We start from the raw sequence: 26,460 nt of genomic DNA, 5'->3' as shown, positions 1-26,460 counted from the left end.
ATGCGCACCAAGGGGCAATCTGCGCGCAGCACCGCCCGGCGACAAGGGCGGCAGGAGGCCGACCGACCCCAGGCCCGTCACGGGAGAATACAGACCATGCGCTTCGTCAAGGCAACCATCGGCGCCATCGTGATCATCGCCGCGGCCGCCGGGGGCATGACGCTGTCGGACCGTCTTCTGAGCGAACCCGAACAGGCCCGCCGCCCGTCCGACGGCGCCGGAGAGGCGGTGCCGGTCGAGACCGTGGCCGTCCAGACCGCGCGGTTCGTCGACAGCGTCCGCGCCGTCGGCACCGCACGTGCCCGCAGCGCGGTCGAGCTGATGCCCGAGGCGAGCGGCCGCATCACCCGCATCGCCTTTCGCCCCGGCGCACAGGTCGAACGCGGCGATGTCCTGCTGGAACTGGACGACCGTGCCGAACAGGCCGATCTGGCCGCCGCCGAGGCGACCCTGGCCGAGGCCGACGCCGCCTTTGCCCGCCAGGAACAGCTGAATGCCAGCGGATCGTCGTCGGACGCCGCCTTTCAGACCGCCCGCGCGGCCCAGCTGCGCGCCCGGGCCGAACGCGACCGCGCCCAGGTCCTGCTGGAGGACCGTCTGCTGCGCGCCCCGTTTTCCGGCGTCATCGGCCTGACGGACCTGGTCGAGGGGCAGATGCTGGACAGCGGCACCCCCATCGCCACGCTGGACGACCTGGAGGTGATCGAGGTGGATTTCGGCGTGCCCGAGACGCTGTTGCCGCGCCTGGCGGTCGGGCAGGGGGTCCAGCTGCGGTCCTCGGCTTGGCCCGACCGGGTCTTCGACGCGACGATCAGCCTGATCGACACGCGGGTCGATGCCGCCACGCGGTCGATCGCGCTGCGCGCGCAGATGCCGAACCCCGACCGCGCCCTGACCGGCGGGATGTTCCTGCAGGTCGAGCTGGTCCTGGATCAGCGCGAACGCCCCGCGGTCCCCGAATCCGCGCTGAGCGTCGAGGGCGATGTCCAGCGCGTACTGATCGTGCAGGGGAACGAGGCGGCCTGGGCCGACATCCAGGTGGGCCAGCAGTCCGACGGACTGGTCGAGGTCCTGGCGGGTCTGGACCTGGGCACCCAGATCATCGTGTCGAACCTGCACCGCGTCGACGCCGGCACCGTCGTCACCGCCACGCCGCGCCCTGACCGGACTGCCGCCGCCGAACCCCTGGTCGGAGCCGACGGATGAGCGTCCCTGATTTCGCCCTGCGCCGCCCGGTCTTCGCAACCGTCATCAACCTGCTGATCGTGCTGATCGGGGCGGTGGCCATCACCCGCCTGCCGGTCCGCGAGCTGCCCTCGGTCGAGGCGGCCGAGGTCAGCGTCCGCGTGAACTATACCGGCGCCGCGCCCGATGTGGTCGACAACCAGCTGGCCACGGTGATCGAGGGCGCGCTGGCCGGGGTCAGCGGCGTGACCGCCATGCGCACCAGCTCGGACCGGGGACGGATGCGCAGCGTGCTGACATTCGATCCGGGACGCGACATCGACAGCGCCGCCAACGACGTGCGCGCCGCCGTCGAACGGGTGCTGAACGACCTACCCGACGGGGCGGACACGCCCCGCGTGGAAAAGAACGACGACGAGGGCGACCCGGTGATCCGGCTGGCCCTGTCCAGCCCGTCGATGACGCCGCTGGAACTGTCCGATTACGCCAGCCGCTTCATCACCGATCGCCTGGCGCGCCTGCCCGGCGTGGCCAATGCGCAGATCTTTGGCGAGCGCGCGCCGTCGATGCGCATCTGGCTGGATCAGTCGCGCATGGCCGCCTATGGCATCACCACCAGCGACATCATCGGCGCGCTGCAGGCCAACAACGTCGAACTGCCCGCGGGCCAGATCGAGACGAGCGCCCGCCAGCTGCAGGTGCTGGCGCAGACGCGCTTTACCTCGGCCGACGTGTTCCGCCAGGTCGTGCTGCGCGACGAGGGCGGGCGCCCCCTGCGCCTTGGCGACGTCGCGCGGATCGAGGAGGGGGCCGAGGACACCACGACCATCTATCGCGCCAACGGCACCGTGGCCCTGGGCCTGGGCGTCCAGCCGCAGGCGCAGTCGAACACCGTCGCCATCTCGACCGCCGTCCGTGCGGAACTGGACCGCATCCGCGACACCCTGCCCGACGGCATGGCGCTGACCATCACCACGGACGAGGCGGTGTTCATCGAAAGCTCGATCGAACAGGTCCTCAAGGTGTTCCTCGAAGCGGTGGCCCTGGTCACGGCGGTGATCTTCCTGTTCCTGGGGTCGCTGCGGCTGTCGCTGGTGCCCATCGTGACCATCCCGGTATCGGCCTTGGGCGCCGCATTGGGGATGCTGGCCCTGGGGTTCACGATCAACATCCTGACGCTGTTTGCGTTGATCCTGGCGATCGGCCTGGTCGTCGACGACGCCATCGTCGTGCTTGAGAACATTCAGCGCCACCGCGCCATGGGCAAGTCGCGGGCAGAGGCCGCGCGGCAGGGCGCGGGGCAGGTCAGCTTTGCCGTCATCGCCACCACCGCCGTGCTGATCGCGGTCTTTGTCCCGGTCAGTTTCATGGACGGGGAACTGGGCCAGCTGTTCGCGGAATTCGGCATCGTGCTGGCCATTGCGGTGGCCGTGTCGGGCCTTGTCGCGCTGACCCTGTCACCGGTGCTGGCCGCGCGGGTGATGCCGCGAGAGGATCGTCCGAACCTGCTGACCCGCACAATGAACCGGGCCATCGTCTGGCTGGAACGCGGCTATGACCGCATCCTGCGGGTGCTGATCGCGCGGCCCGTGGTAATTCTGGCGGGCACGGCCTTCCTGGTCGCGGGGGCGGTGTCCGTCTATCAGGCGCTGCCGCGCCAGCTGACCCCGGACGAGGATCGCGGCAGCTTCCGCATCATTCTGAACGCGCCCCAGGGGTCGAACCTGGAATATACCGACGCGGCGACCCGGAAGGTCGAGGCGATGATCCAGCCGCTGCGCGATCAGGGCATCGTGGAAAACGTCACCGCCATCGTCGGGCTTGGCGCGAATGCGCGCCGGGCGCTGCTGTTCGTCAACCTGTCGCCGTGGGACGGCCGCGATGTCAGCGTGGAGGAGGTCATGGCCGACCTGCGCCCGCAACTGTCCGCGATGACCGAGGTGTCGACCTCGATCCGCCCGTCGGGTGGCCTGGGCCTTGGCGGCGGCAGCGGAAGCATCAGCTGGTCCATCGGCGGGCCGGACCTGGACCGCGCCGCCGCTTGGGCCGAGGACGTGGCCGCCCGACTGGCCGATGCGCCGGGCCTGTCCGGGATCGAGGTCGATTACGCGGCCAACCAGCCGGGCGCGTCGCTCGACATCGACCGCACCCGCGCCCAGGACCTTGGTCTGGACAGCGAAACCGTGGCCCAGACGCTGCAGGTGCTGTTCGCGTCCCGCACCGTCGGTGAATACACCAGCGACGGCCGCCAGTACCCGGTCATCCTGCAGGCGGCCCCCGAAGACCGCGACAGCGTTCAGGACATGCTGTCCGTGCTGATCCGCAACACGCGCGGCGACCTGATCCCGCTGTCGGCCTTTGCCGACGTCACGACCGGGGCCACGGTCCCGTCGATCGCGCGGAACGACCGCCTGATTTCGGTCAACACCGAGGCCGATCTGGTCGAGGGGACCGACCTGGCCCGCGCCATCACCCTTGTCGAACAGGCCGCGGCCGAGCTGCCGGCGGGCGCTCTGCTGGTCTGGCGCGGTCAGGCGGCGGACTACCAGGAAAACCAGGGCGGCGTCGCGACGGTCTTCGGAATGGCGCTGCTGATCGTGTTCCTGGTGCTGGCGGCACAGTTCGAGAGCTTTCGCACGCCGCTGACGATCATGCTTACGGTGCCCCTGGGCCTTGCGGGGGCGGTGGCGACGCTGCTGCTGACGGGGGCGTCGGTGAACATCTTTTCACAGGTGGGGATGATCCTGCTGATCGGGATCATGGCCAAGAACGGCATCCTGATCGTCGAGTTCGCCAACCAGCTGCGCGAGGAGGGCCGCGATCTGGTCACCGCCGCGCGCGAGGGGGCGGTGACGCGCCTGCGGCCCGTGCTGATGACGACCATCGCCACGATCCTGGGAGCCGTGCCCCTGGCGACCGCGACGGGGGCGGGGGCGGAAAGCCGCCGCGCCATCGGTGCGGTCATCGTGGGCGGGCTGTCGCTGGCCTTCGTGCTGACGCTGCTGCTGACGCCGGTGATCTATGTGCTGATCGAACGGATCGGGCGCCGGGACGTGCCCGCGACCGATCCTCAGCCCGCGGAATAGCGGTCAGTCCCGCCCCGCGATCATCTCCAGGATGACGCCAAGCGAGGTGCCCATATGCGCCCGCATCAGGTCAGCCGCGCGATCCGCGTCGCGCGCCGTGATCGCCCCCAGGATCGCGCGATGTTCCGCCCGCGAGGTTTCGATGCGCGCCGCGCGGACCTGGAACTGCGCGTTGCGCCACGGCAGGCTGCGCCGGTTCAGGTCGGCCAGCAGGTCGGCCAGCACGGCGTTTCCCGCGCCTTGGCGCAAGGCCTCGTGAAAGCGCATGTTGGCCTGGGCGTAATCCGCGCCGGGCAGGTCGTCGCGGTCCAGGATGCCCGCCAGCAGCGCATGGTCGGTCGGGGTCATCCGCAGCGCGGACAGGCTGGCGCACAGTGCCTCCAGTTCCGCCAGGGCCTCGAACAGGTGGCGCAGGGCGTCGCTGCCCATGCGGCGCACCAGGAACGCCCGGCGGGGGCCGCGTTCAACCAGCCCTTCGGCGGCCAGCCGCTGCAACGCCTCGCGCACCGGGGTCCGGGACAAGCCGAACCGCGCGGCAAGGGTCGTCTCTCCCAACGGGTCGCCGGGACGCAGCGTGCCCGCGATGATCTGCGCGGAAAGCGCATCGTGGATCTGATCGGCCGAACGGATGGGAGGCATCGGGAATTCCGTCAATTGTATTCCTGTGCCTGCAACATGTATACATACCGCAGCCGCTTGACCATGTGATTCCTCGCCGGAGAGCCTGTTCCATGACCGCATTCGATTTCCTGTCGGGCCGCAGGCCGTCCACCCTTGCCGGTCGTGCGATGGTCGCCACCTCGCACCCGCTGGCCAGCGCATCGGGCCTGGCCATCCTGGCCGAGGGAGGGAACGCGGTCGACGCCGCCATCGCCGCCAGCGCGGTGCAGGCGGTAGTCGACCCGTTGATGACCGGGATCGGCGGCGACTGCTTTGCGCTTTATGCACCGGCAAACGGGCCGGTGCGCGCACTGAACGGGTCGGGCCGCGCCCCCGCCGCGGCGACGGTCGAGGCGCTGCAGGCCGCGGGTCTGACCGACACCATTCCTCAGACCAGCGCGCATGCGGTGACCGTGCCCGGCGCTATCTCCGCGTGGTGCCGCCTGCATGCCGATCTGGGCCGCCTGCCGCTGTCGCGCCTGTTCCGCGACGCGATCGGCTATGGCCGCGACGGGTTTCCCGTCACCCCCCGCGTCGCCCAGGACTGGGCCGAAGGGCAGGCCACCGTCGCAGGCGATCCGCATGCGGCGGCGCATTTCCTGCCTGTCCCGGATGCTGGCGCCCGCTTTGCCCAACCCCTGCTGGCCGACCGCTTGGAGGAGATCGCGGCCCATGGTCCGGCCGCCTTCTATCAGGGCGACACCGCGGCACGCATGGTCGCGCATCTGCGATCCTTGGGCGGGCTGCACACCCAGCAGGATTTCGCGGATGCCACCGACGGCGCCGAATGGGTCGACCCGATCAGCGCCCGCTATCGCGGGTTCGACGTCCATGAATGCCCGCCGAACGGGCAGGGGCTGGCCGCGCTGTTGATCCTGAAGATCATCGAGGGGTTCGACATGGCCGCGCTGTCCGTGGCCGACCGCATCCATGTCCAGGCCGAGGCGACGAAGCTTGCCTATCATCACCGCGACGAACTGCTGGGCGATCCCGATCATTGCGCCGGCCTGACCAAGGCTCTGATGTCGGAGGCCGCCATCGCGGCCCTGCGCGCCCGCATCGACATGGCCCGCGCCCAAGCCCCGGCCCTGTGGGACGAGCCCGAGCACAAGGACACCATCTATCTGTGCGTCGTGGACGCCGCGGGGAATGCGGTGTCCTTCATCAATTCGATCTTCCACGGCTTCGGGTCCGGGCGGCTGGACCCCGCGACCGGCGTGCTGTTCCAAAGCCGCGGTGCGTCGTTCCGTCTGATCCCCGGCCATCCGAACGCGATCGGCCCGCGCAAGCGCCCGATGCACACGATCATCCCCGGCATGCTGACCCAGGGCGGCCGCACGGTCATGCCCTTTGGCGTGATGGGCGGACAGTACCAAGCGGCGGGCCACGCGGCCTTCCTGTCGGCGGTGATCGACCGCGGCCTCTCGCTGCAGGCGGCCATGGACGAGCCGCGGACCTTTGCCACCGACGGCGTGCTGCAGGTGGAACCGACCCTGCCGCAGGACATCTGCGACGACCTGGCCGCGCGCGGCCATGTCATCAAGCGCCTGACCGGCCCGATGGGCGGGGCGCAGGCGATCCGCATCGGCGACGGCCTGCTGGAAGGCGGGTCGGACAGCCGCAAGGACGGCATGGCCATCGGCCTGTAAGGAGACGGACATGGGCTTTCTGAAACGCATCGGAATCGACAGCTACATGCTGATGCTGCTGGGCACCGTCATGGTGGGCCTGGTGCTGCCGGCGCGGGGCGTGGCGGCCGACGCCCTGGGTCAGGTGACCTATTGGGCGGTGGCGCTGCTGTTCTTTCTGTACGGGGCCAAGCTGGATCCGGCTTCGGTCAAGGCGGGCATGCTGAACTGGCGCCTGCAGGGACTGACATTCGCCGCGACCTATCTGATGATCCCGGTGCTGGGCATGGCATTCGCGCTGATCTTCGGCGATCTGCTGGGACCGCAGGTCACGCTGGGGCTGGTGTTCCTGGCGGTGCTGCCCTCGACGATCCAAAGCTCGATCGCCTTCGTGTCGATGGCGGGGGGCAACGTCCCCGCGGCGATCTGCGCGGCGTCGCTGTCGAACCTGGTCGGCGTGGCGCTGACCCCGGCGCTGGTCGCGGTGCTGTTGAAGACCGGAGAGGGCGGCGTCAGCCTGGACGCCGTGCTGCGCATCGGCACGCAGATCCTGCTGCCCTTCGTCCTGGGCCAGATCCTGCGCCCGTGGGTGGGCGCGTTCGTGCGCAACCGCAAGACGCTGACCTTGGTCGTGGACCGGGGTGCGATCCTGCTGATCGTCTATTCGGCCTTCAGTGCGGGCACGGTGTCGGGCCTGTGGGCGTCGATCCCGCCGACTGCCCTGATCGCGCTGATCGCGGTCATGCTGGTGCTGCTGGCCTGCGTCTTCGGGATGATGGTCGGGGCGGGCCGCGCCTTCGGCCTGCCGCTGGAGGACCGGATCGTGCTGTTCTTCTGCGGGTCGACCAAGAGCCTTGCGACGGGCCTGCCCATCGCCACCGCGCTGTTCCCGGCCGAGACCGTCGGGGCCACCGTCCTGCCCGTCCTGGTCTATCACATGGCACAGCTGCTGATCTGCGCGATGATCGCACAGAACCGGGCGCGGCGGAACGCCACGGCCCTGGTGGCGTAAGGGCGAAAAGACATGGGAACCGGGTTGCCCGGCCCACGTTGCCTTGGACCCAGCACCGCGGTCCAAGGAGCCCCCAATGGCACAACGCCCCGCCGCCAGGTTGTCCGTCAACGGCCAATCCCATGAATATCACGGCGACCCCCGCCGCAGCCTGCTTGACGTCCTGCGTCTGGACCTTGGCCTGACCGGCACAAAGAAGGGCTGCGACCACGGTCAATGCGGCGCCTGCACCGTCATCGTCAACGGCCGCCGCATCAACTCCTGCCTGACGCTGGCCGTCATGCATGACGAAGATGAGATCACCACGATCGAAGGCATCGGCACGCCCGATGCGCTGTCGACCCTGCAGGCGGCCTTCGTGGCCCATGACGGGTTCCAGTGTGGTTATTGCACGCCCGGCCAGATCTGTTCGGCGACCGCGATGATCGAGGAGATCCGGCAGGGCTGGCCCAGTGCCGTCACCGCCGATCCGGCCGACAAGCCCGCCGTCGCCGATGCCGAGATCCGCGAACGGATGAGCGGCAACCTGTGCCGCTGCGGCGCCTATGACAACATCCTGGCCGCCATCCGCAACGCCATGGCCCAGACGGAGGCCGCGCAATGAAGGCATTCGAATACGAACGCGCGGGTGATCTGGCGCAAGCCGTCGGCAACCCCGCCATGCTGATCGCCGGCGGCACCAACCTGCTGGACCTGATGAAGCTGGAGGTCGCGACCCCCGATGCCCTGCTGGACATCACCCGCGTCGGCCTTAAGGAAATCACCCCCGAGGGTGCCGGTCTTCGCATCGGCGCGCTGGTCAGCAACTCGGACTGCGCGGCGCATCCGCGCATCCGTGCCGACTGGCCGCTGCTGTCGCGCGCCATTCTGGCCGGTGCCAGCCCGCAGTTGCGCAACAAGGCGACGATGGGCGGCAACCTGTGCCAGCGCACGCGCTGTGGTTATTTCATGGACGGGCGGTCGCCTTGCAACAAGCGCGAACCGGGCACAGGCTGCGCGGCGCAGGGGGGCGTGAACCGCAACCATGCGATCCTGGGCGCGTCCGATGCCTGCATCGCGACCTATCCGGGCGACATGGCCGTGGCTCTGTCAGCCCTGCGCGCCACGGTCGAGACCGAAGGTCCTGACGGCACCCGTGAAATTCCGATGCGCGATTTCCACCGCCTGCCGGGGGACGATCCGTCGTGCGACAACGTGCTGAAGGCGGGTGAGGTCATCACCGCCATCCGCCTGCCGGCACCGTTCGGGGGACGTCAGCTGTATCGCAAGGTGCGCGACCGGGCATCCTATGCCTTTGCGCTGGTGTCGGTGGCGGCGGCGGTTCGCATGGACAATGGCCGCATCGACGCCGCGCAACTGGCGTTCGGAAGCATTGCCCACAAGCCGTGGACCGACGACCGCGTCGAGACGCTGCTGGTCGGGGAACGCCCGACGCCCGCGCTGTTCGACAAGGCCGCCGACCTTCTGCTGGTGGATGCGCGCGGCCAGGGACACAACGATTTCAAGATCACGCTGGTCCGCCGCGCCCTTGCGGCGGTGCTGGCGGAAGCCACGGGGGAATGACGATGAGCGATACCTATGACACCCCCGACACCCGCGACATGCTGGACCGCACCCGCCAGGGGGTGATCGGCAAGCCGCTGGACCGGCCGGAAGGCCGGCTGAAGGTGGCGGGCACCGCGACCTATGCCGCCGAATATGCACGCGAGAACTGCGCCGAGGGCGTGCTGGTCGGCGCGACGATCAGCACCGGTCGGGTCAGGAAGATCAACCGCGACGTCGTGATGGCGATGCCCGGCGTTCTGGGCGTCTATTCCTCGGAACGGATGCTGCGCCGCGCGGCGCAGGGCACCGCGGGCGAGGCCCCCGAGCAGGACGTCTCGAAGGTCGACTTTCCGATGCAGCCGGTGGCCCTGGTCGTCGCCGAGACGTTCGAGCAGGCGACCAATGCCGCAAAGGCGCTGGACATCGAATACGAGGATCAGTCCGGCGACGCGCAGTTCCTGCCGGATGCCGCAGATGCGGAACCGGCCGCAGATCCGATCAAGGCGGGCGATCTGGACAAGGCCATGCGCGACGCCGCGCATTCCGTCGATCTGACCTTCACAACCCCCGGCCATGCCAGTGCCGCAATGGAGCCGCATGCGGCGGTCGCGGAATGGAACGGCAAGGATCTGACGCTGTGGGGCAGCCTGCAGATGCTAACCTATAACGTCGCGGAGCTGGCCGACAGCCTGGGGATCGACCCCAAGCACGTGCATCTGCTGTCGCCCTATGTCGGCGGCGGGTTTGGATCCAAGCTGGGCATCTCGCACGAGGCGGTCGCCGCGGCGATTGCCGCCAAGGAACTGGGCCGCCCGGTCCGTGTGGTCATGAGCCGCCAGCAGGTGTTCCAGTCGATCATGCGCCGGTCGGAAACCGAACAGCGCATCCGTCTGGGCTGCGGCCCCGACGGTCGCCTGACCGCCTTTGCCCATGAGGCACTGGTATCGAACCTGCCCGGAGAAAGCTTCTCTGAACCGGTGACGCAGGCGTCCGAATTCCTGTACGCCGGCGAGAACCGCCTTTTGGCAGTGCGTAAATCCGACATCACCCGTCTGACCGCCGGATCTGTCCGTGCGCCGGGCGAGGCCGTCGGCATGCAGGCCCTTGAGGTCGCAATGGACGAACTGGCCGAAGCCACCGGCATCGACCCGGTCGAATTGCGCAAGCGCAACCTGCCCGACGAGGTGCCGGGCGAGGGTACGCCCTATTCCTCGCGCAGACTGGTCGAGGCGCTGGACGCCGGCGCTGCAGCTTTTGGCTGGGACAAGCGCAACGCCACACCCTGCGCGCGGCGCGAGGGTGAATGGTGGATCGGCATGGGCGTGGCATCCGCCGCCCGCGTGAACATCCTGGCCAAGGCCGAGGCCCGCGTGACCCTGACCGCCGATGGCCATGTGGTGGTCGAGACCGATCATACCGATATCGGCACCGGCAGCTATGCCATCCTGGGTCAGGTTGCTGCAGAGATGCTGGGTCAGCCGATCGAGCGCACTACCGTCCGTCTGGGCGACAGCCGCCTGCCGTCCGGCGCCGGTTCGGGGGGCAGCTGGGGCGCGTCGTCAACAGGTTCGGCGGTGTTCCTGGCGTGCGACGCGATCCGCGCAACCTTGGCACAGGCGCTTGGCTGTGCGTCCGACGACCTGCTGCTACAGGACGGCAAGGCCTGGGCCGAGGGCGTCGAGCCGCGTCCCGTGACCGACCTTTTGTCCGAGGATCTGACGCGGACCGGCAAGATCGAACCGGGCAAGCTGATGGAGAAGGTCAACCAGTCGACCTACGGCGCCTTCTTCTGCGAGGTCGCGGTCAATGCCTTCACCGGAGAGACGCGTTTGCGCCGCATGACCGGGGCATTCGGCTTTGGCCGGGTGCTGAACGCCAAGACGGCGCGGTCGCAATGTCTGGGCGGCATGGTCTGGGGCATCGGCAGCGCATTGACCGAGGAGCTGTCCTTTGACAGCCGCGACGGTCATCTGGTGAACCACGATCTGGCCGAATACCATGTGCCGGTCCATGCGGACATTCCCGACATGGAGGTGATCCTGCTGGAGGAGCGCGATCCGTACGCATCGCCCATCCAGGCCAAGGGGGTCGGCGAACTGGGCATCTGCGGGGCGGCGGGGGCGGTGGCGAATGCCATCTACAATGCCTGCGGCGTGCGTCTGCACGATTTCCCGATGACGCCAGACAAGCTGCTGGTCCATCTGCCCGATCCCTTCGCCCCGGCGGCGTGATCGCATGCGGGGGCGGTGCGCCGCCCCCGAACCCCTGACAGGAGCCCGACATGTCCGACGACCAGCCCAACACCGACGACCGCGTTTTTTCCTATGACGGCCCCGTCGGGGGGTGGGGATCGGCGAAGGGGATGGCCCAGGTGGCCCGTGCCGCAAAGCCGGGGCCGGGCGCGTTTGAAACCTTGCGGGGTCAGAACAAGGCGGGCGGCATGATGTGCGCGTCCTGCGCCTGGGGCAAGCCGCCCAACCCGCATGTCGTTGAATTCTGCGAGAACGGCGCCAAGGCCACGCTGTGGGACCTGACCTCGGAACGCTGCGGGCCCGACTTCTTTCTGGATCACACGGTGGCCGAACTGGCCACCTGGTCCGAATACGACTTGGAGATGGCGGGACGGCTGACCCACCCCCTGCGCTATGACGCGCCCAGCGACCGTTATCTGGAAACCACGTGGGATGAGGCCTTTGCCGAGATCGGCCAGGGCCTGCGTGCGCTGGACCCCAAGACCGTGACATTCTATGCCTCTGGCAAGGCGGGGCTGGAGGCGTCGTTCCTCTATGGGCTGTATGCGCGTGCTTATGGGCATGTGAACCTGCCCGACAGCTCCAACATGTGCCATGAGACGACATCCGTGGGGCTCAAGACCGTTGTCGGATCGCCGGTCGGCACCTGCGTGCTGGAGGATTTCGATCATTGCGACATGATCCTGCAGATCGGCCAGAATCCCGGCACGAACAGCCCCCGCATGCTGCACCCGTTGCAGCAGGCGGCCAAGCGCGGCTGCTGCATCGTCGCCATCAACCCGCTGCGCGAGAAGGGTCTGCTGGAATTCGCAAACCCGCAAAGCCCGTGGCAGATGACCGTGGGCGCACCCACCGAGATCGCCGACCGCTATCTGCAGGTGCGCGCGGGCGGCGACATCGCCGCATTGACCGGTATCGCCAAGCATGTGCTGGCGTTGGAACGCAGCCGGGGCGGCGTGCTGGATCATGACTTCCTAAACAGGCATGCACATGGGTTGCAGGACTGGATGGATTGGGTCGATTCGACCGACTGGACCGAACTGGAGGAGGTCAGCGGCCTGACCCGCGCGGCGATGGAGGGGATCGGTACGATCTATGCCCGGTCGCGTGCCGTGATCGGTGTCTATGGCATGGGCCTGACGCAACATGTTCATGGGTCAGACGCCATTGGGGCGCTGGTCAACCTGCTGCTGCTGCGCGGAAATATCGGGCGCAAGGGCGCAGGGTGCAGCCCGGTCCGCGGCCATTCCAACGTGCAGGGGCAGCGCACCGTCGGCATCACCGAAAAGCCCGACCTTGTCCCGAACGACCGCCTGCGCGCGCTGTTCGACATGCAGCCGCCGATGGAGGAGGGGTGGAACACCACCGCCTTCGTCGAGGCGCTGCTGGAAGGGCGGGCCACAGGGTTCGTGGGCTTGGGCGGCAACCTTGCGCGCGCGGTGCCCGACACCGATCGCGTGGCCGACGCCTGGCGGTCGATGCCGTTGACCGTCCACGTGGCGACGCGCCTGAACCGCACCCACCTGATGCCGGGACAGGCGTCCTGGATCCTGCCCTGCCTGGTCCGGGCCGAACAGGACATGCAGGGTGGCGTCAACCAGCAGGTCTCGGTCGAAGACAGCTTCAGCCATATCCACGGATCGATCGGCAATCGCACGCCCGCCAGCCCGCATCTGCTGTCCGAGACCGAGATCGTCGCCCGGATGGCCGCCGCGACCCTGGACCCCAACCCCAAGATGCCGTGGAGGCATTGGGCAGGCGATCATGCCCGCCTCCGCGCGTTGATCGAGGCGGTCTATCCCGATGATTTCCGCGATTTCGAGACCCGCATGAACCAGCCGGGCGGATTTTATCGCGACAACGCCGCCCGCAACCGCGTCTGGAAGACCGAGAGCGGCCGCGCGCAGTTCACGCGACCCGCCGATCTGGACGCGACCGGCCTTGGCGCGCAGGAAGGCGTGTACCGCCTGATGACGCTGCGGTCGAATGATCAGTTCAACACCACCGTCTATGGCATGTCCGACCGCCTGCGCGGGATCGAGGGCGACCGCATGCTGGTCATGATGTCGCCCGACGACATGGCGGCGGCGGGGCTGGCCGCGGAGCAGCGCATCACCCTCACCTCGGCCGCCGAGGACGGGATCGCGCGGAGGGTCCAGGGGCTGCGCGTCATCCCCTATGACATCCCGCGCGGCTGTCTGGCCGGCTACTTCCCGGAGCTGAACCCGCTGTCGCCGCTGTCGCGCGGGGATCTGGCATCGGACACCCCGGCGTCCAAGGGCATCCCGGTCCGCCTGGCCTGATCGGGCATCACCTGCGATCTCACCAGCCGTGGTCCCGCGGCGATCTTTCGGCACAATGCCAGAAAGGTCGCCCGTTCCCCGGCATCCAGCACGCCGAATATCTCGTCCTGACGCAGCCTTGCGGTCTGGCGGATCGTGGCCAGCAGGTCGGACCCGTTCTGGGTCAGATACAGCCGCTTGGCCCGCGCATCCTGAGGGCAGGGACGCTGTTCGATCAGGCCGCGCGCCTCCAGCAGGGCCAGGGCGCGGCTGACGGTGTTCTGCGGGCGCGGGAACAGGTGCAGCAGATCGCGTGCCCGGAGTCCCGGAAAGCTGACCGTCGCCAGCAGCGCGGACCAGCATTGCACGGGCATGTCGTGGACACGCTCGATATGGCGGTTCGTCACCTGGTTGTTGGCCAGCACGACATAGCTGATCGACAGCAGCTCCGACAGGTCGCTGTCCAGCAGCTGCGCCAGCATCGCATCAGGGTCGTCGGTCTGCATCGGCTCCTCCTGTCGTGGCCGTCGCGTGAACGCGACGATTGACCGTTGCACAATACATCCAGATGGATCAATTGTAACGCGCATCACGGCCGGCGCGCGGGGTTTGTTGCGTCACGCGGCCGGTCTTTGACAGATCCTGATCCGAAAGGCTTGGACCCATGCCGCAATTGCTGGCCTTCTCCATCTTGGCGCTGATCCTGTGGATCGGCGATGTCGTCTCGACCCGGACGCGGTCCTGGCTGCCGTCGGTCTTCGTCTGCGCGATCCTGTTCCTGGTGGGCTACTGGACCTTCTTCCCCGAGGACATCGTCCAGGTCGCGGGGTTTCAGACGCCGATCGTCTTTCTGGCCATGTACCTGCTGATCACCAATATGGGGACGCTTCTGTCCTTTGCCGAACTGGCACGGCAGTGGCGCACCGTCGTCGTGGCGTTGGCCGGAATCGGCGGCATCGTGGCACTGCTGTTCACCCTGGGCGTGATGCTGCTGGACTGGCAGACGGTGGTCGTGGCGACGCCGCCGCTGGTCGGCGGGGTGGTGGCGTCGCTGATCATGTCGCAGGCGGCGGCGGACGCGGGCCTGCAGGCGCTGTCGGTTCTGGCGATCCTGATCTATGTGATGCAGGGCTTTGCGGGCTATCCGCTGACCGCCATCATGCTGAAGCGCGAAGGGCGGCGCGTTCTGGACCTGCACCGCGCGGGCCGCTGGCAGGGGGCGGCACCGGTGGCCGACAGCGCCGATGCGCCGATACCGCCGCGCCTGTTCGCGCGTCTGCCCGCCGCCTATGACACCGTCTACTTCAAGATGCTGCGGCTTGGGGTCGTGGCCTTCGCGGCATGGGGCCTGTCGGAACTGGCCGCGCCGGTCGTCACCATCAGCCCCTTCGTGCTGTGCCTGGTCTTCGGCGTCATCGCGACGTCGGTCGGGTTCCTGGAGCGTGAGCCGCTGCGCAAGGCCAATGCCTTCGGCTTCACCGTGCTGATCCTGATGGTCTTCATCTTCGACGGGCTGAAGCGCGCGACGCCCGAGATGCTGGGCCAGCTGGCCGTGCCGCTGGTCACCATCATCGCGATCGGGCTGGTGGGGATGTACATCGCGTCCTGGATCGTGGGGCGTCTGCTGGGCATCACGCCCGCAATGGCCTTTGCCTGCTCGCTGACCGCGCTGTACGGGTTTCCCGCCGATTACATCATCACCAAGGACGTCATCGACACGCTGACCGACGATGCCGCCGAACGCGAGGCATTGACCGCGCATCTGCTGCCGCCGATGCTGGTCGCGGGCTTTGTCACGGTGACGATGGTGTCGGTCGTGCTGGCAGGTTTGTTCGTGGGGCTGATCGGATGACAGGATTTGCGGATGCACGCCGGATCGAGGCGCTGATCGAGGGCATCGACCGTTTCAACGCAACCCCCGGCAGGGGTACGACCCGGCTGACCTACAGCCCCGAATACCGCGCCGCGCGCGATTTCGTGGCGGGCCAGATGGTCGAGGCCGGGCTGGAGGTCCGAGAGGACGCCGTCGGCAACGTCTTTGGCCGGCTGGAGGGCAGGCGCCCGGATCTGGCGCCGATCCTGGTCGGATCGCATTTGGATTCGGTGCCCAATGGCGGGCGGTTCGACGGCCCTGCGGGCGTCGTGGCGGGGATCGAGACCGCGTTCCTGTTCCGCGACCTCGGCCTGCAGCCGGATCGCCCCATCGAGGTGGTGGCCCTGATCGAGGAAGAGGGCACCCGCTTCGGCGGCGGCCTGTTCGGATCGCGGCTGCTGACCGGGCAGGTGGACCCGGCCGGTCTGGACGACCTGCGCGACGATGCGGGCGTGTCGGCCGCGCAGGCGATGACCGATTACGGACTGGACCCGGCACGGGCGGGGCAGGCGGCCCTGGCGCCCGGATCGGTGCATGCGTTTCTGGAACTGCATATCGAACAGGGCCCGGTGCTGGAAACCGAGGGTCAGGACATCGCCATCGTCGACCGCATCGTGGGGTTGGCGCAGCTGCGCGTGACCGTGCGCGGTCAGGCGGGCCATGCCGGCACCACGCCGATGGATCAGCGCCGTGATGCGCTGACCGGTGCGGTCGGCATCCTGTCGCTGCTGCCCGATCTGGCGCGGCAGGTGGGGCGGCAATCGGTGCTGACCGTGGGCAAGATGGAGGTGCTGCCCGGTGGTGCAAATGTCATTCCCGATCTGGTGACCTTCACCGTCGATCTGCGCGCCCCCGCCGAGGAGGACGTGCTGCGCCTGATCGAGATGGTGCAGGGCGCCGTGGCGCATGCGCAGGGCAACGGCCTGACCGCCCAGGTGGAACGACAGCTTTATGCCGCGCCCACGCCGCTGTCGGGTCAGATCCACGCGGCCTTGTCCGCGCAGGCCGAGGCGCTTGGCGTGTCGCATCGGGTCATGGTCAGCGGCGCGGGCCATGACGCGATGATCATGGCGGGTTTCGCGCCCACGGGGCTGATCTTCGTGCCAAGCCGGGGCGGCATATCGCATGCGCCCGAGGAATGGACCGACTATGCCCAGCTTGCGCGCGGCATCGACGTGATCTTTGCGACCATCCGCCAGATGGCCGGCGCGATGCCGCGCTAGCGTTCCAGGATCAGCAGGTCGCCTTCAAAGCTGACGCGGGCAAAGCGGCGCAGATAGGACATGCCCAGCAGGCTGTCCTGCAGCGCGCTGTCGATTACCACGGCGCGCACGTCGCGGTCCACCGCATCGCCGATGGCGAATTCGGCGATCGTCACGGGGGCCGTCGCCACGCGGCCGTTGGCCGTCACCGCCTGGCCACCAAAGCGCAGCGTGTCGGGGTCCAGCCCGATCGCACGCGCATCGTCGCGGCTGAGCGCGACGCTGGTGGCGCCGGTGTCCACGATGAAGTCGATGGGCGTGCCGTTCAGCACGGCTTCCAGGTGGAAATGGCCGCCGGGGCCTGCGGGAACCACGATCCGGGCGCCGTTTTCCAGCACCTGCTGGCGGGGGCCATAGGTCTGCTGCCACCAGTCGTATCCGGCGGCCAGACCGGCGATGATCACCGCCCACATCAGCAGCGCGCGCAGGGCGCGGCCGCCCCGGCCCGCGAATTCGAACACCATCGCGCCGCCGATCACGACCAGCAGTATCGCATAGAAGGCCAGGCGGGCGATGTCGTCGCCGCTCACCCGAACAGGCCCGATCCGCGCAGCCCGTCGATCACGAACTGCACCGACAACGCCGCCAGCAGCATGCCCAGCAGCCGGGTGACGACCATCACCCCCGTGCGCCCAAGCGCGCGCGCCAGGGGCGTCGCCAGCGCGAACAGCACCATGCAGATGCCCAGCACGATCAGCATCATCAGGTGGACCATGACGACATGACCCACGCCCTGGTTCTCTCCGACCAGCAGGATCATGGTGGCCAGCGCGCCGGGCCCCGCCAGCAGCGGCATGGCCAGCGGAAAGACCGAGGGGTCGTGGCTGGGCTGGTCTCCGTCGGCTTGGCCCTCGCGGCGTTCGGTGCGGCGTTCGAACAGCATGTCCAGCGCGGTCAGGAACAGCAGCAGCCCCCCCGCGATGCGGAAGGCCGAGATCGAGATGCCGATCGCCGACAGGATCGCATCGCCCGTCAGGCCGAACAGCGTCAGCAGGACGGCGGCGATGACCAGCGACCGCGCGCCGATGCGGCGGCGTTCCGCCCCCGACTGGCCGGGGGTCAGTGCGATGAAGATCGGGGCCAGGCCGATCGGGTCGATGACCACGAACAGGGTGACGAAGGCGGTCAGGTACAGCTGCAGGTCCATGCGGCCCTTATCGCGTGCCGCGCCGCCCCTGCCAAGCCGGGACGCGCCGTCAAAATCGCGTCATCGCAGGCTGCGCCGGAGGGGGGCGGGGCTTTATCGCGCCGGGTGGGCTTTCAACGGCTACGGACTGGGCCTATAGTTGGTTGCAGTCCTTGAAATCAGGTCAACGGCCTGACACCGGTACGGAGAACTGAAATGCACGCACCGTCCCCCATGGCCCTTCTGGTCATCGCCATCGTCGTCCTCGTCCTGTTCGGACGCGGCAAGGTTTCGTCCCTGATGGGCGAATTCGGCAAGGGAATCACCGCCTTCAAGAAGGGCCTGAACGATCCTTCCGCCGAACAGACCGCCGACAAGCCTGCGGCAAGCCTGGACACCCCGACCCAGCCTGTCGCACCGGTCCACACCGTCCCGGGCACCGATGCACGCGACGTGACGCCGCATACCGACACCCGCACCTGAACCGTGCGCCCCAAGGTCGAGTTCCCGAATGCTTGATATCGGCTGGAGCGAGTTGCTGCTGATCGGGGTGGTCGCGCTTGTCGTCATCGGCCCCGAGGATCTGCCCAAGCTGTTCCATACGCTTGGGCGGCTGACCTCGCGCGCCCGGTCGATGGCACGCGAGTTCACCAGCGCGATGGAGGATGCGGCCAAGGCCAGCGGCCTGGACGACGCGGCCAAGGGGATGAAGAACCTGTCCTCGATGACCTCGAAGAACAGTCGCGGCCTGGACGCGCTGGATCGCGCGGTCACCAAGTTCGAGAAGTGGGACCCCAAGACCAACATGGGCCAGCGCATCCAGCCAGACCCCGCGGCCCCGGTCGCGGACAAGGGCGCAGATGCGGCCATCCCCGCGGCGCCCGCCGCGCCGACGGTCCAGCCTGCGAACACGGCCACCCAGCCTGCCGCCGACGTGGCGCCCAATCCCGATTCGCGCCGCCGCATCTCCGGCGTGCGGCGGACGGACACGAAGGACCTGTAAGTGTCAGCGCATACCCCGATCGACGACGATCTCGACGGCAGCTCGGCCCCCCTGATCGAACATCTCAAGGAACTGCGCACGCGGATCATCTGGTCCGTGCTGGCCCTGGTCGTGGCGATGATCCTGGCCTATCTGGTCTGGAACCCGATCTACAACTTCCTGACCCGGCCCATCTGCGCCGCGCTGGAGGAGCGTGGCCAGGAATGCGGCCTGATCCTGCTGAAGCTGCAGGAAGGCTTCTCGGTCGCGATCCGCATCGCCTTCTTCGGCGGGTTCATCCTGTCGTTTCCGGTGATCGGGTACCAGCTGTGGCGCTTTGTTGCGCCGGGCCTGTACAAAAGTGAACGCCGCGCCTTTCTGCCCTTCCTTCTGGCATCGCCCATCATGTTCGTGCTGGGCGCCGCCTTCGCCTATTACATCATCCTGCCGATGGTCTTCGCGTTCTTCCTGGGCTTTCAGCAGGGTCCGCTGGCCCTGCCGGACGATCCGGCGGCCGTGGCGGGCGAGGGAAGCCGGCTGGCCGGCATCGTGTTCCAGGGTTCGGTCAGCGAGTATCTGACCCTGACCACGCGGTTCATCCTGGCCTTTGGCCTGTCGTTCCAGCTGCCCGTCGCCTTGGCGCTGCTGGGCCGGGCGGGGCTGGTGTCGTCGCAGTCGCTGGCCAACACGCGCCGCTATGCCGTGGTGATCATCCTGACGCTGGCCGCCTGCCTGACGCCGCCCGATGTCGGCAGCCAGCTGGTGCTGTTCTCGGTCGTCTATGGCCTTTACGAGATCTCGATCCAGATCGTCCGCCGCATCGAGGTGGTGCGCGAACGTGACCTGCGGGCCCAGGGCCTGTGGATCGAGGATGACGAATGACGGCTGCGCTGACGCGCATCGCCGATGCGCTTGAACGACTGGCCCCGCCGGCCGTTCCGGTGCCCCGGTTCGACGAGGCCACGGCATTCGTGTGGCAGGCCGACCCCGACCGGCTGGTGCCCGTGGCGCATGTCGCCGGTGTGCCGCTAGACCAGCTGATCGGCATCGACCGGTCGCGGCGCACGCTTCTGGACAACACGCTGCAGTTCGCGCGCGGCCTTGGGGCGAACAATGCCCTGCTGTGGGGCGCGCGCGGCATGGGCAAGTCGTCGCTGGTCAAGGCGGTCCATGCCGAGGCCGTGGCCCAAGGCCTGCCGCTGGTCCTGGTCGAGATCGCCCGCGACGACCTGCATTCGGTCGGACGGCTGCTGGCGATCCTGGGCGCCGCACCCGAGCGGCGCTTCGTGCTGTTTGCGGACGATCTGTCCTTCAGCCACGACGACACCCAGTACAAGTCGCTAAAGGCGGTGCTGGATGGCGGGATCAGCGGGCGGCCCGCGAACGTGATCCTCTATGCGACCTCGAACCGCCGCCACCTGATGCCGCGCGAGATGATCGACAACGAACGCGCCAGTGCCATCCACCCCGGAGAGGCGGTCGAGGAAAAGGTGTCCCTGTCCGACCGCTTTGGCCTGTGGCTTGGCTTTCATCCCTGCGACCAGGACCAATTCCTGGCGATGATCGACGGCTATTGCGCGGCCTATGGGCTGTCGGTCGACCCCGGTGATCTGCGTGCGCAGGCGATCGAATGGCAGGCCACGCGGGGCGCCCGGTCGGGGCGCGTGGCGTGGCAGTTCTTCACCGATCTTGCCGGGCGCCACGGTCTGGCGGTCTAGGCCGTGCCCGCGCGCGCAGCCACCGTCCTGACGGGGACGCGGATCCGGGAACGCCGCTTGGCGATGGCCCGGCGTCAGGCCGACATCGCGCGCGCCGTGGGCATTTCTCCCGCCTATCTGAACCTGATCGAACACAACCGCCGCCCCGTCGGCGCCGACCTGATCGCCCGCTTGGCCGAGGTTCTGGAGGTTCCCCCCGATGAACTGGCCGAAGGCCGCGAGGAGGTCCGCATCGCGGCCCTGCGCGAGGCCGCGGCCCATCCCGTCGCCGTGGGCACCGTGCCGGAACTGGACCAGATCACCGAATTCCTGGCCCGCTTTCCGGGCTGGTCGGGCCTTTTGATCGCCCATGCGCGGCGGGGCGCCGGATTGGAACGGCAACTGGTCGACCTGTCCGACCGCATGACTCGCGATCCCTATCTGCTGACCACCCTGCACGAGGTGCTGTCGGCGGTGACCTCGGTCCGCTCCACCGCGGCGATCCTGGTCGAGGAGGGCGAGATTTCCGCCGAATGGCGCCAGCGGTTCCATGCGAACCTGCACCAGGACAGCCAGCGCCTGTCGCTGACCGCACAGGCCCTGGTCGCCTATCTGGACAGCTTCGAGGCCGAAGGTCAGGCCACCACCCCCCAGGAGGAGGTCGAGGCCTGGCTGGCCGAACCCGGCGTTGCGGACCCCGATCCGGGCGATCTGACCTCGGATGCGGCGCGGGCGATGGCCGCGGATCTGTTGGCCGGGATGCTGGACGACCGGGACGCGCTGTCGGACCGCGCGCTGACCGAGGCGATCCCCGCGGCGGGAACGCCGCCCGACCCGGTTCGGCTGGCCGCGCGGCTTGGCCAGCCCCTGGACCTGGTGATCCGGCGGCTGGCCGATCTGCGCCCCGAGGGGTTCCAGGGCGCGGGCCTGCTGGTCTGCGACGGATCGGGGGTGTTGACCCTGCGTCGCGCCGCGCTGGGATTTGCGCTGCCACGGCCTGGTGACAGCTGTGCGCTGTGGCCGCTGTATCATGCCCTGGCGGTGCCGCAGGTGGCACTGGCACGGATCGTCGTCACGCCGGATGGGCGCGCGTTCCGCACCCTGTCCTTTGCGCAGCGCAGTCAGCCCCTGGGCCTGGACGGCCCGCTGCTGACCGAGGCGCTGATGCTGATTCTGCCGTTCGACGGACCACCCCCCGACGATGCGCTGCCCATCGGGCCCGCCTGCCGGATCTGTCCGCGTGCCGACTGTCCGGCGCGCCGCGAACCCTCGATCCTGGTGCCGCAGGGCGGGCAGGCGCAAAGGTCCCTTTGACACGGGGCCGTGATCCGGCCCATGATCCGCCCCGGCCCGCCGGGCCGCACGCGGGGAGGGCGGATGCAGCCGGACATCCTGATGATCGAGGACGAGCCCAACATCGCCGAGGCGGTGCGCTTCATCCTGTCGCGCGAGGGGTGGTCGGTCGACCTGCATCCCGACGGCGCAGGCGGCATCGAGGCGATCCTGGCCGCGCGCCCGCGCCTGGTGATCCTGGACCTGATGCTGCCCAACCGGTCGGGGACCGAGATCCTGCAGGATCTGCGCGCCGCCGATGACGCCGACCTGGCCGCGACGCCGGTGCTGATGCTGACTGCGCGGGGGCAGACCGGCGATGACGGCGCGCGCGCGGATGCGGTGCTGGCCAAGCCTTTCGACAACCAGGAACTGCGCGCGACGGTGCGCCGGATGCTGGCCTGATGCCCGACCGGCCGCTGTTTCTGGAACGCGCCTCGTTCCATCGCCGCCGCCTTGGCGATGCGGCGCGGGTGCTGCCGGTGATGACGATGATGCTGCTGCTGGTGCCGGTCTGGTGGATGCCGGGCAGCCTGTCCTATGCCGGGGGCGCGGTCTGGCTGTTCGGCCTGTGGGCGGTGCTGATCGTGGTCATCCGCGCGCTGCACCGCGCCCTGCTGCGGGCAGAGGCCGCGACCATGCGCGCCGAGGCACCGACGGGGGGCCCCGATGCCCTTTGAGGCGCTGGTCGGCGCCTGCCTCGCCTATGTCGCGCTGATGTTCGGGGTCGCCTATGCCGCCGACCGGGCGGCGGCGCGCGGGCATGTGCGGTGGCTGGACCATCCGCTGGTCTATACGCTGTCGCTGTCGGTCTATTGTTCGGCATGGACGTTCTATGGCGCGGTGGGCTATGCGTCCCGGTCCGGGCTGGAGTTCGCGACGATCTATCTGGGACCGACGCTGGTCTTCACCGGGGCGTGGTGGGGGCTGAGGCGGCTGGTTCGCGTGGCGCGGATGCATCACGTCACCTCGGTCGCGGACCTGATCTCGGCCCGGTTCGGGAAATCGAACCGGCTGGCGGCCATCGTGACGCTGATCGCGGTCATCGCGTCGACCCCCTATATCGCGCTGCAGCTGCAATCGGTGCGCCTGTCCTTCGACATCTTCGCCACCGACGTCCCCAACGGCGCCGATGCGGGCGCGATGGGGGGAACGGCCCTGTGGGTCGCGGCGGGGCTTGCGCTGTTCACCATCCTGTTCGGCACCCGCAACCTGGCGGCGGATGAACGCCACCACGGCGTCGTCACAGCGATCGCGCTGGAGGCGGTCGTGAAGCTGGCGGCCTTCGTGGCGCTTGGACTGTTCGTGGTCTGGGGGCTGGCCGACGGGCCTGCGGACATGCTGGCGCGCATCGCCCGTGCCGCGGCCGATCCCGACGTGGCGCAGGGCTGGCTGCTCAAGCCCGACCGCTGGACCGCGCTGATCCTGGTGTCCGCCGCCGCCATCCTGACCCTGCCGCGCATGTTCCAGGTCATGGTGGTCGAGGCCGCGGACGAGGAGCGCCTGCATGTCGCGGGCTGGGCCTTTCCGGCCTATCTGTTCGTGATGTCGCTGTTCGTGCTGCCCATTGCGGTGATGGGGCGTGAACTGCTGCCCGCGGGGTCGGACCCGGACCTCTATGTGCTGACCCTGCCCGCGGCGGCGGGCCAGGACATGCTGGCGCTGCTGGTGTTCCTGGGCGGGTTTTCTGCGGCGACGTCGATGGTCGTCATGTGTGCGATCGCGGTCGCCACGATGGTGTCGAACCACTGGCTGGTCCCCGCCTGGCTGGCGCTACGCCGCATCCCCGCCCCGGACGAGACCGACGATCTGCGCGGCTTCGTGCTGAACGCTCGGCGGGTCGCGATCCTGGCGGTGGTCGCAGCGGGCTGGGTCTATCACCAGGCGTCGGGGGGCACGGCGGCACTGGCCGCGATGGGGCTTGTGGCCTTCACCGGCATGGCGCAGGTGCTGCCCGCGATGCTGGGCGGGCTATTGTGGCGCGGCGCAAACCGCAAGGGCGCCTATGCCGGCATCGGCACAGGATCGGTCCTGTGGATGGCGCTGATCTTCCTGCCGTCGGTGGGGGTGGGGGGCGATCTGCCGGTGCCGCCGGGGGTCGATCCCTGGACGGCCGCCGTGGCGCTGTCCCTGACGCTGAACACGCTGGCCTTCATCGGAGTGTCGATCTTCGGGTTCCCGGACCCGGTGGAACGCCTGCAGGGCCTGTCCTTCGTGTCCGCGGTCGAGCCGATCCGCCACAGCCGCATGCTGCGCGCCGACGACCGGGCCGAGCCGCTGTTGGCCATGGCGCGGCGGGTCTGGGGACCGGACGCCGCGCTGCGCTATTTCCAGGCCGAGGCGCGGGCGCAGGGCAAGACCGGCTATCTGCCCGACCTGACGCCCCGGTTCCTGACCCGACTGGAGCGGCGGCTGGCGGGGTCGATCGGCTCTGCTACGGCGCATGCGATGATCGACCGCGTGGCGGGGGGCGTCGCGCTGACGGTGGCCGACCTTCTGCAGGTCGCAGACGAGGCGCAGCGCGCCAAGGAGGAGACGCAGCGCCTTGAGGCCGCGCAGGCCGAACTGACCCGCACCGCCCGACAGCTGCGCGAGGCCAATGACAAGCTGACCGCCCTGTCGGTCCAGAAGGACGCCTTCCTGGGCCAGATCAGCCACGAACTGCGCACGCCCATGACCTCGGTCCGGGCGTTCTCGGAGATCCTCAAGGAGCCCGACCTGACCGCCGAGGAGCGCGGCAAGTTCGCAGGCATCATCCATGACGAGGCCGGCCGCCTGACGCGGCTCTTGGACGACCTTCTGGATCTGTCCGTGCTGGAAAGCGGGCGGGCGCAACTGACGATCTCGGTCGCGAACCTGCACGACCTGATCACGCGCGCGCTGGCCGCGGCGTCGGCCACGCGGCCGGAACGCGGCTTTCTGATCGACCGCGACCTGCCGTCAGAGCACTTGGGCCTGATCACCGATGCGGACCGCCTGCTGCAGGTGCTGATCAACGTCATCAGCAATGCGCGCAAGTATTGCGACGCGGCGCATCCGGTGCTGATCATCCGCGTCCGTCATCCTGAAGGCGGCGGCGCGGTCATCGACATCGTCGACAACGGCAGCGGCATCGACAGCGGCCGCCAGACGCTGATCTTCGAGAAGTTCGCGCGTCTGAACGACCCCGCCCGCGCGGGTGGCGCAGGCCTGGGGTTGGCCATCTGCCGCGAGATCATGCTGACCCTGGGCGGCGACATCAGCTATCTGCCGGGGCAGGGGGGTGCAGCGTTCCGCATCCAGCTGCCGGCGCGGCCGCCGGTGCCCTCCGGTTAACCCTTTCTCAATCCTGACGGTCCATTTTGAACGGGCAGCGACAGCCTGATTCGGACGTGACATGACCCATGCAGACCCCGCCACCCAAGCCCCTGGCGTCTTGCGCCGCATGCTGCAGGCGCGTGCGCAGGTCAGGCTGGGCCAAGGCGGGGCCCCGCAGCTGCCCGCATCTCCCGCGCCGACCCCGGCCCGCGCCGCCGCCACCGCGATCGGACGCGCCGCCGACCGGCTGTACCAGCTGCCCGTCCGGGCACTGTCCGTCCAGCCCGGCGCGCTGACGCTGGCAGAGCTGCCGGAGCTGCTGCCGGAACTGCCGCTGGTCGTCGTGCTGCAGGGGCCGGGCGATCTGCTGGGGGCGATCGCGCTGTGCCCGCAGGCGGTGGCGGCGCTGGTCGAATGGCAGGCCCTTGGCCGCGTGACGTCGCGCGGGCTGGAGCGGCGCCGACCCACCCGCAGCGACGCACTGCTGTGTTCCGACTTCATCAACGCCCTGCTGACAGAGCTGACTGCCGAGATGGAGGGGGTCGAGGGGTTCGAGGCCGTCGGCGGCTATCAGTTCCTGACCCATCTGGACGATCCCCGGCCCCTGTCCCTGATGCTGGAGGATCGGCCGCTGCGCAGCCTGTCGTTCCACCTGGCGATGGGGGCGCCCGACATGCGCGAGGGACGCGTGCTGCTGGCCTTGCCCCAGCCCGCGAACCAGGCGCGTCCGCGCCCCGATGCCGCCCCTGTCGCGGCCCCGGCGCCCCCGGTCGCCGCCCCCGTTCGGGTCAGCCTGGCCGCGGCGATGCAGGACGCCCCCGTCTCGGTGACCGGCGTGCTGTGCCGCAAGCGCGTGTCGCTTGCCGAGCTGCGCGGATTTCTGGACGGGCGGCTGCTGAGCCTGCCGCGCACCTGTCTGACACAGGCCACGCTGGAGACGCAGGACGGCCAGGTCCTGGCCACCGGAAAGTTCGGCGAGGCCGAGGGATGCCATGCGATCCGTCTGCGCGACCCCGCGTCGGCCGCGACCGATGACGGCATGGTCCCGGTGATGGGCCAGGCAGCCGCGATGATGGCCGCGCATGCCCCGGGCGACCTGTCCCAGCCCGACCCGTTTCGCGCCCAGGACCTGTCGATTGACGACCTGGGGCTTGCCACGGGCACCGACCTGACGGCGCTGCGCGGCTGACCGGGCGCTTTTTCCTTGAATTCCCCGCATTCTGGTCGCATGTAACGTCGGT

Annotated in this window: 23 protein-coding genes; 19 read left to right on the top strand and 4 right to left on the bottom strand. The window is 68.9% G+C overall.

Annotated elements, in window-relative coordinates:
• The first annotated feature begins 96 nt into the window (after positions 1-96).
• Complete coding sequence (locus PRL19_RS15110) at positions 97-1,206, top strand: efflux RND transporter periplasmic adaptor subunit (protein WP_273743449.1); 1,110 nt, start codon at positions 97-99, stop codon at positions 1,204-1,206.
• Positions 1,203-4,271, top strand: a complete 3,069-nt coding sequence (locus PRL19_RS15105; RefSeq protein ID WP_273743448.1) for an efflux RND transporter permease subunit — start codon at positions 1,203-1,205, stop codon at positions 4,269-4,271. Before PRL19_RS15110 ends, PRL19_RS15105 begins: the two co-directional genes overlap by 4 nt.
• A 3-nt stretch (positions 4,272-4,274) precedes the next feature.
• Here the strand turns inward: PRL19_RS15105 and PRL19_RS15100 are convergent, their stop codons facing one another.
• On the bottom strand, positions 4,275-4,910 hold the full coding sequence (locus PRL19_RS15100; RefSeq protein ID WP_273743447.1) for a GntR family transcriptional regulator: 636 nt from the start codon (positions 4,908-4,910) through the stop codon (positions 4,275-4,277).
• A gap of 92 nt (positions 4,911-5,002) precedes the next feature.
• Here PRL19_RS15100 and PRL19_RS15095 point away from each other — a divergent pair, with 92 nt between their 5' ends.
• The 6 genes from PRL19_RS15095 to PRL19_RS15070 all read left to right on the top strand — a co-directional run bounded on the left by PRL19_RS15095 (position 5,003) and on the right by PRL19_RS15070 (position 13,671).
• Positions 5,003-6,580, top strand: coding sequence for a gamma-glutamyltransferase family protein (locus PRL19_RS15095; RefSeq protein ID WP_273743446.1), 1,578 nt, complete (start codon positions 5,003-5,005; stop codon positions 6,578-6,580).
• Between the two features lie 10 nt (positions 6,581-6,590).
• Positions 6,591-7,571 (top strand): bile acid:sodium symporter family protein, encoded by a 981-nt coding sequence (locus PRL19_RS15090; protein ID WP_148912138.1) that lies wholly within the window; start codon positions 6,591-6,593, stop codon positions 7,569-7,571.
• A gap of 76 nt (positions 7,572-7,647) precedes the next feature.
• On the top strand, positions 7,648-8,175 hold the full coding sequence (locus PRL19_RS15085; protein WP_273743445.1) for a 2Fe-2S iron-sulfur cluster-binding protein: 528 nt from the start codon (positions 7,648-7,650) through the stop codon (positions 8,173-8,175).
• On the top strand, positions 8,172-9,134 hold the full coding sequence (locus tag PRL19_RS15080) for an FAD binding domain-containing protein (RefSeq protein WP_273743444.1): 963 nt from the start codon (positions 8,172-8,174) through the stop codon (positions 9,132-9,134). The genes PRL19_RS15085 and PRL19_RS15080 overlap by 4 nt, the downstream gene beginning before the upstream one ends.
• Positions 9,131-11,347 carry a xanthine dehydrogenase family protein molybdopterin-binding subunit gene (locus PRL19_RS15075; RefSeq protein ID WP_273743443.1) on the top strand — a complete coding sequence of 739 codons (2,217 nt, stop codon included), beginning with the start codon at positions 9,131-9,133 and terminating at the stop codon, positions 11,345-11,347. The genes PRL19_RS15080 and PRL19_RS15075 overlap by 4 nt, the downstream gene beginning before the upstream one ends.
• Before the next feature lie 50 nt (positions 11,348-11,397).
• A complete protein-coding gene (locus tag PRL19_RS15070; RefSeq protein ID WP_273743442.1) occupies positions 11,398-13,671 on the top strand; it encodes an FdhF/YdeP family oxidoreductase in 2,274 nt (757 codons plus the stop codon).
• Here PRL19_RS15070 and PRL19_RS15065 read toward each other — a convergent pair.
• On the bottom strand, positions 13,575-14,156 hold the full coding sequence (locus PRL19_RS15065) for a MarR family winged helix-turn-helix transcriptional regulator (protein ID WP_273743441.1): 582 nt from the start codon (positions 14,154-14,156) through the stop codon (positions 13,575-13,577). The genes PRL19_RS15070 and PRL19_RS15065 overlap by 97 nt on opposite strands.
• A 158-nt stretch (positions 14,157-14,314) precedes the next feature.
• On the opposite strand from PRL19_RS15065, the gene PRL19_RS15060 reads away from it, so the two are divergent.
• Positions 14,315-15,502 (top strand): hypothetical protein, encoded by a 1,188-nt coding sequence (locus PRL19_RS15060; RefSeq protein WP_273743440.1) that lies wholly within the window; start codon positions 14,315-14,317, stop codon positions 15,500-15,502.
• On the top strand, positions 15,499-16,746 hold the full coding sequence (locus PRL19_RS15055; protein ID WP_273743439.1) for a Zn-dependent hydrolase: 1,248 nt from the start codon (positions 15,499-15,501) through the stop codon (positions 16,744-16,746). Before PRL19_RS15060 ends, PRL19_RS15055 begins: the two co-directional genes overlap by 4 nt.
• Here PRL19_RS15055 and PRL19_RS15050 read toward each other — a convergent pair.
• Both PRL19_RS15050 and PRL19_RS15045 read right to left on the bottom strand, forming a co-directional pair.
• Entirely contained in the window at positions 16,743-17,315 is a 573-nt protein-coding gene (locus PRL19_RS15050; RefSeq protein WP_273743438.1) for a retropepsin-like aspartic protease family protein, read from the bottom strand. The two genes, PRL19_RS15055 and PRL19_RS15050, sit on opposite strands and share 4 nt — an antisense overlap.
• Complete coding sequence (locus PRL19_RS15045) at positions 17,312-17,932, bottom strand: MarC family protein (RefSeq protein WP_045998899.1); 621 nt, start codon at positions 17,930-17,932, stop codon at positions 17,312-17,314. Before PRL19_RS15045 ends, PRL19_RS15050 begins: the two co-directional genes overlap by 4 nt.
• A gap of 195 nt (positions 17,933-18,127) precedes the next feature.
• Here PRL19_RS15045 and PRL19_RS15040 point away from each other — a divergent pair, with 195 nt between their 5' ends.
• The 9 genes from PRL19_RS15040 (at position 18,128) to PRL19_RS15000 (ending at position 26,408) form a co-directional block, all read left to right on the top strand.
• Positions 18,128-18,394 (top strand): twin-arginine translocase TatA/TatE family subunit, encoded by a 267-nt coding sequence (locus PRL19_RS15040; protein ID WP_045998900.1) that lies wholly within the window; start codon positions 18,128-18,130, stop codon positions 18,392-18,394.
• Positions 18,395-18,422: 28 nt separating this feature from the next.
• Positions 18,423-18,914, top strand: coding sequence for a Sec-independent protein translocase protein TatB (gene tatB, locus PRL19_RS15035; RefSeq protein WP_127898799.1), 492 nt, complete (start codon positions 18,423-18,425; stop codon positions 18,912-18,914).
• Positions 18,915-19,775 (top strand): twin-arginine translocase subunit TatC, encoded by an 861-nt coding sequence (gene tatC / locus PRL19_RS15030; RefSeq protein WP_045998902.1) that lies wholly within the window; start codon positions 18,915-18,917, stop codon positions 19,773-19,775.
• Positions 19,772-20,611, top strand: coding sequence for an ATP-binding protein (locus PRL19_RS15025; RefSeq protein WP_045998903.1), 840 nt, complete (start codon positions 19,772-19,774; stop codon positions 20,609-20,611). The genes tatC and PRL19_RS15025 overlap by 4 nt, the downstream gene beginning before the upstream one ends.
• 3 nt (positions 20,612-20,614) lie before the next feature.
• Positions 20,615-21,904 carry a short-chain fatty acyl-CoA regulator family protein gene (locus PRL19_RS15020; RefSeq protein WP_337960261.1) on the top strand — a complete coding sequence of 430 codons (1,290 nt, stop codon included), beginning with the start codon at positions 20,615-20,617 and terminating at the stop codon, positions 21,902-21,904.
• 63 nt (positions 21,905-21,967) lie between these two features.
• Positions 21,968-22,327, top strand: a complete 360-nt coding sequence (locus PRL19_RS15015) for a response regulator transcription factor (protein WP_045998904.1) — start codon at positions 21,968-21,970, stop codon at positions 22,325-22,327.
• Positions 22,327-22,602, top strand: a complete 276-nt coding sequence (locus PRL19_RS15010) for a hypothetical protein (RefSeq protein ID WP_127898796.1) — start codon at positions 22,327-22,329, stop codon at positions 22,600-22,602. The genes PRL19_RS15015 and PRL19_RS15010 overlap by 1 nt, the downstream gene beginning before the upstream one ends.
• Complete coding sequence (locus PRL19_RS15005) at positions 22,592-25,237, top strand: sensor histidine kinase (RefSeq protein ID WP_127898795.1); 2,646 nt, start codon at positions 22,592-22,594, stop codon at positions 25,235-25,237. The genes PRL19_RS15010 and PRL19_RS15005 overlap by 11 nt, the downstream gene beginning before the upstream one ends.
• A gap of 61 nt (positions 25,238-25,298) precedes the next feature.
• Positions 25,299-26,408: a FliM/FliN family flagellar motor switch protein gene (locus tag PRL19_RS15000; protein ID WP_273743437.1), complete on the top strand. Its 1,110-nt coding sequence runs from the start codon at positions 25,299-25,301 to the stop codon at positions 26,406-26,408.
• Positions 26,409-26,460 lie beyond the last annotated feature (52 nt).

The sequence above is a fragment of the Paracoccus marcusii genome (genome assembly GCF_028621715.1).
Lineage (GTDB): Bacteria > Pseudomonadota > Alphaproteobacteria > Rhodobacterales > Rhodobacteraceae > Paracoccus > Paracoccus marcusii.
This window is presented reverse-complemented; position numbering and strand designations above follow the sequence as displayed.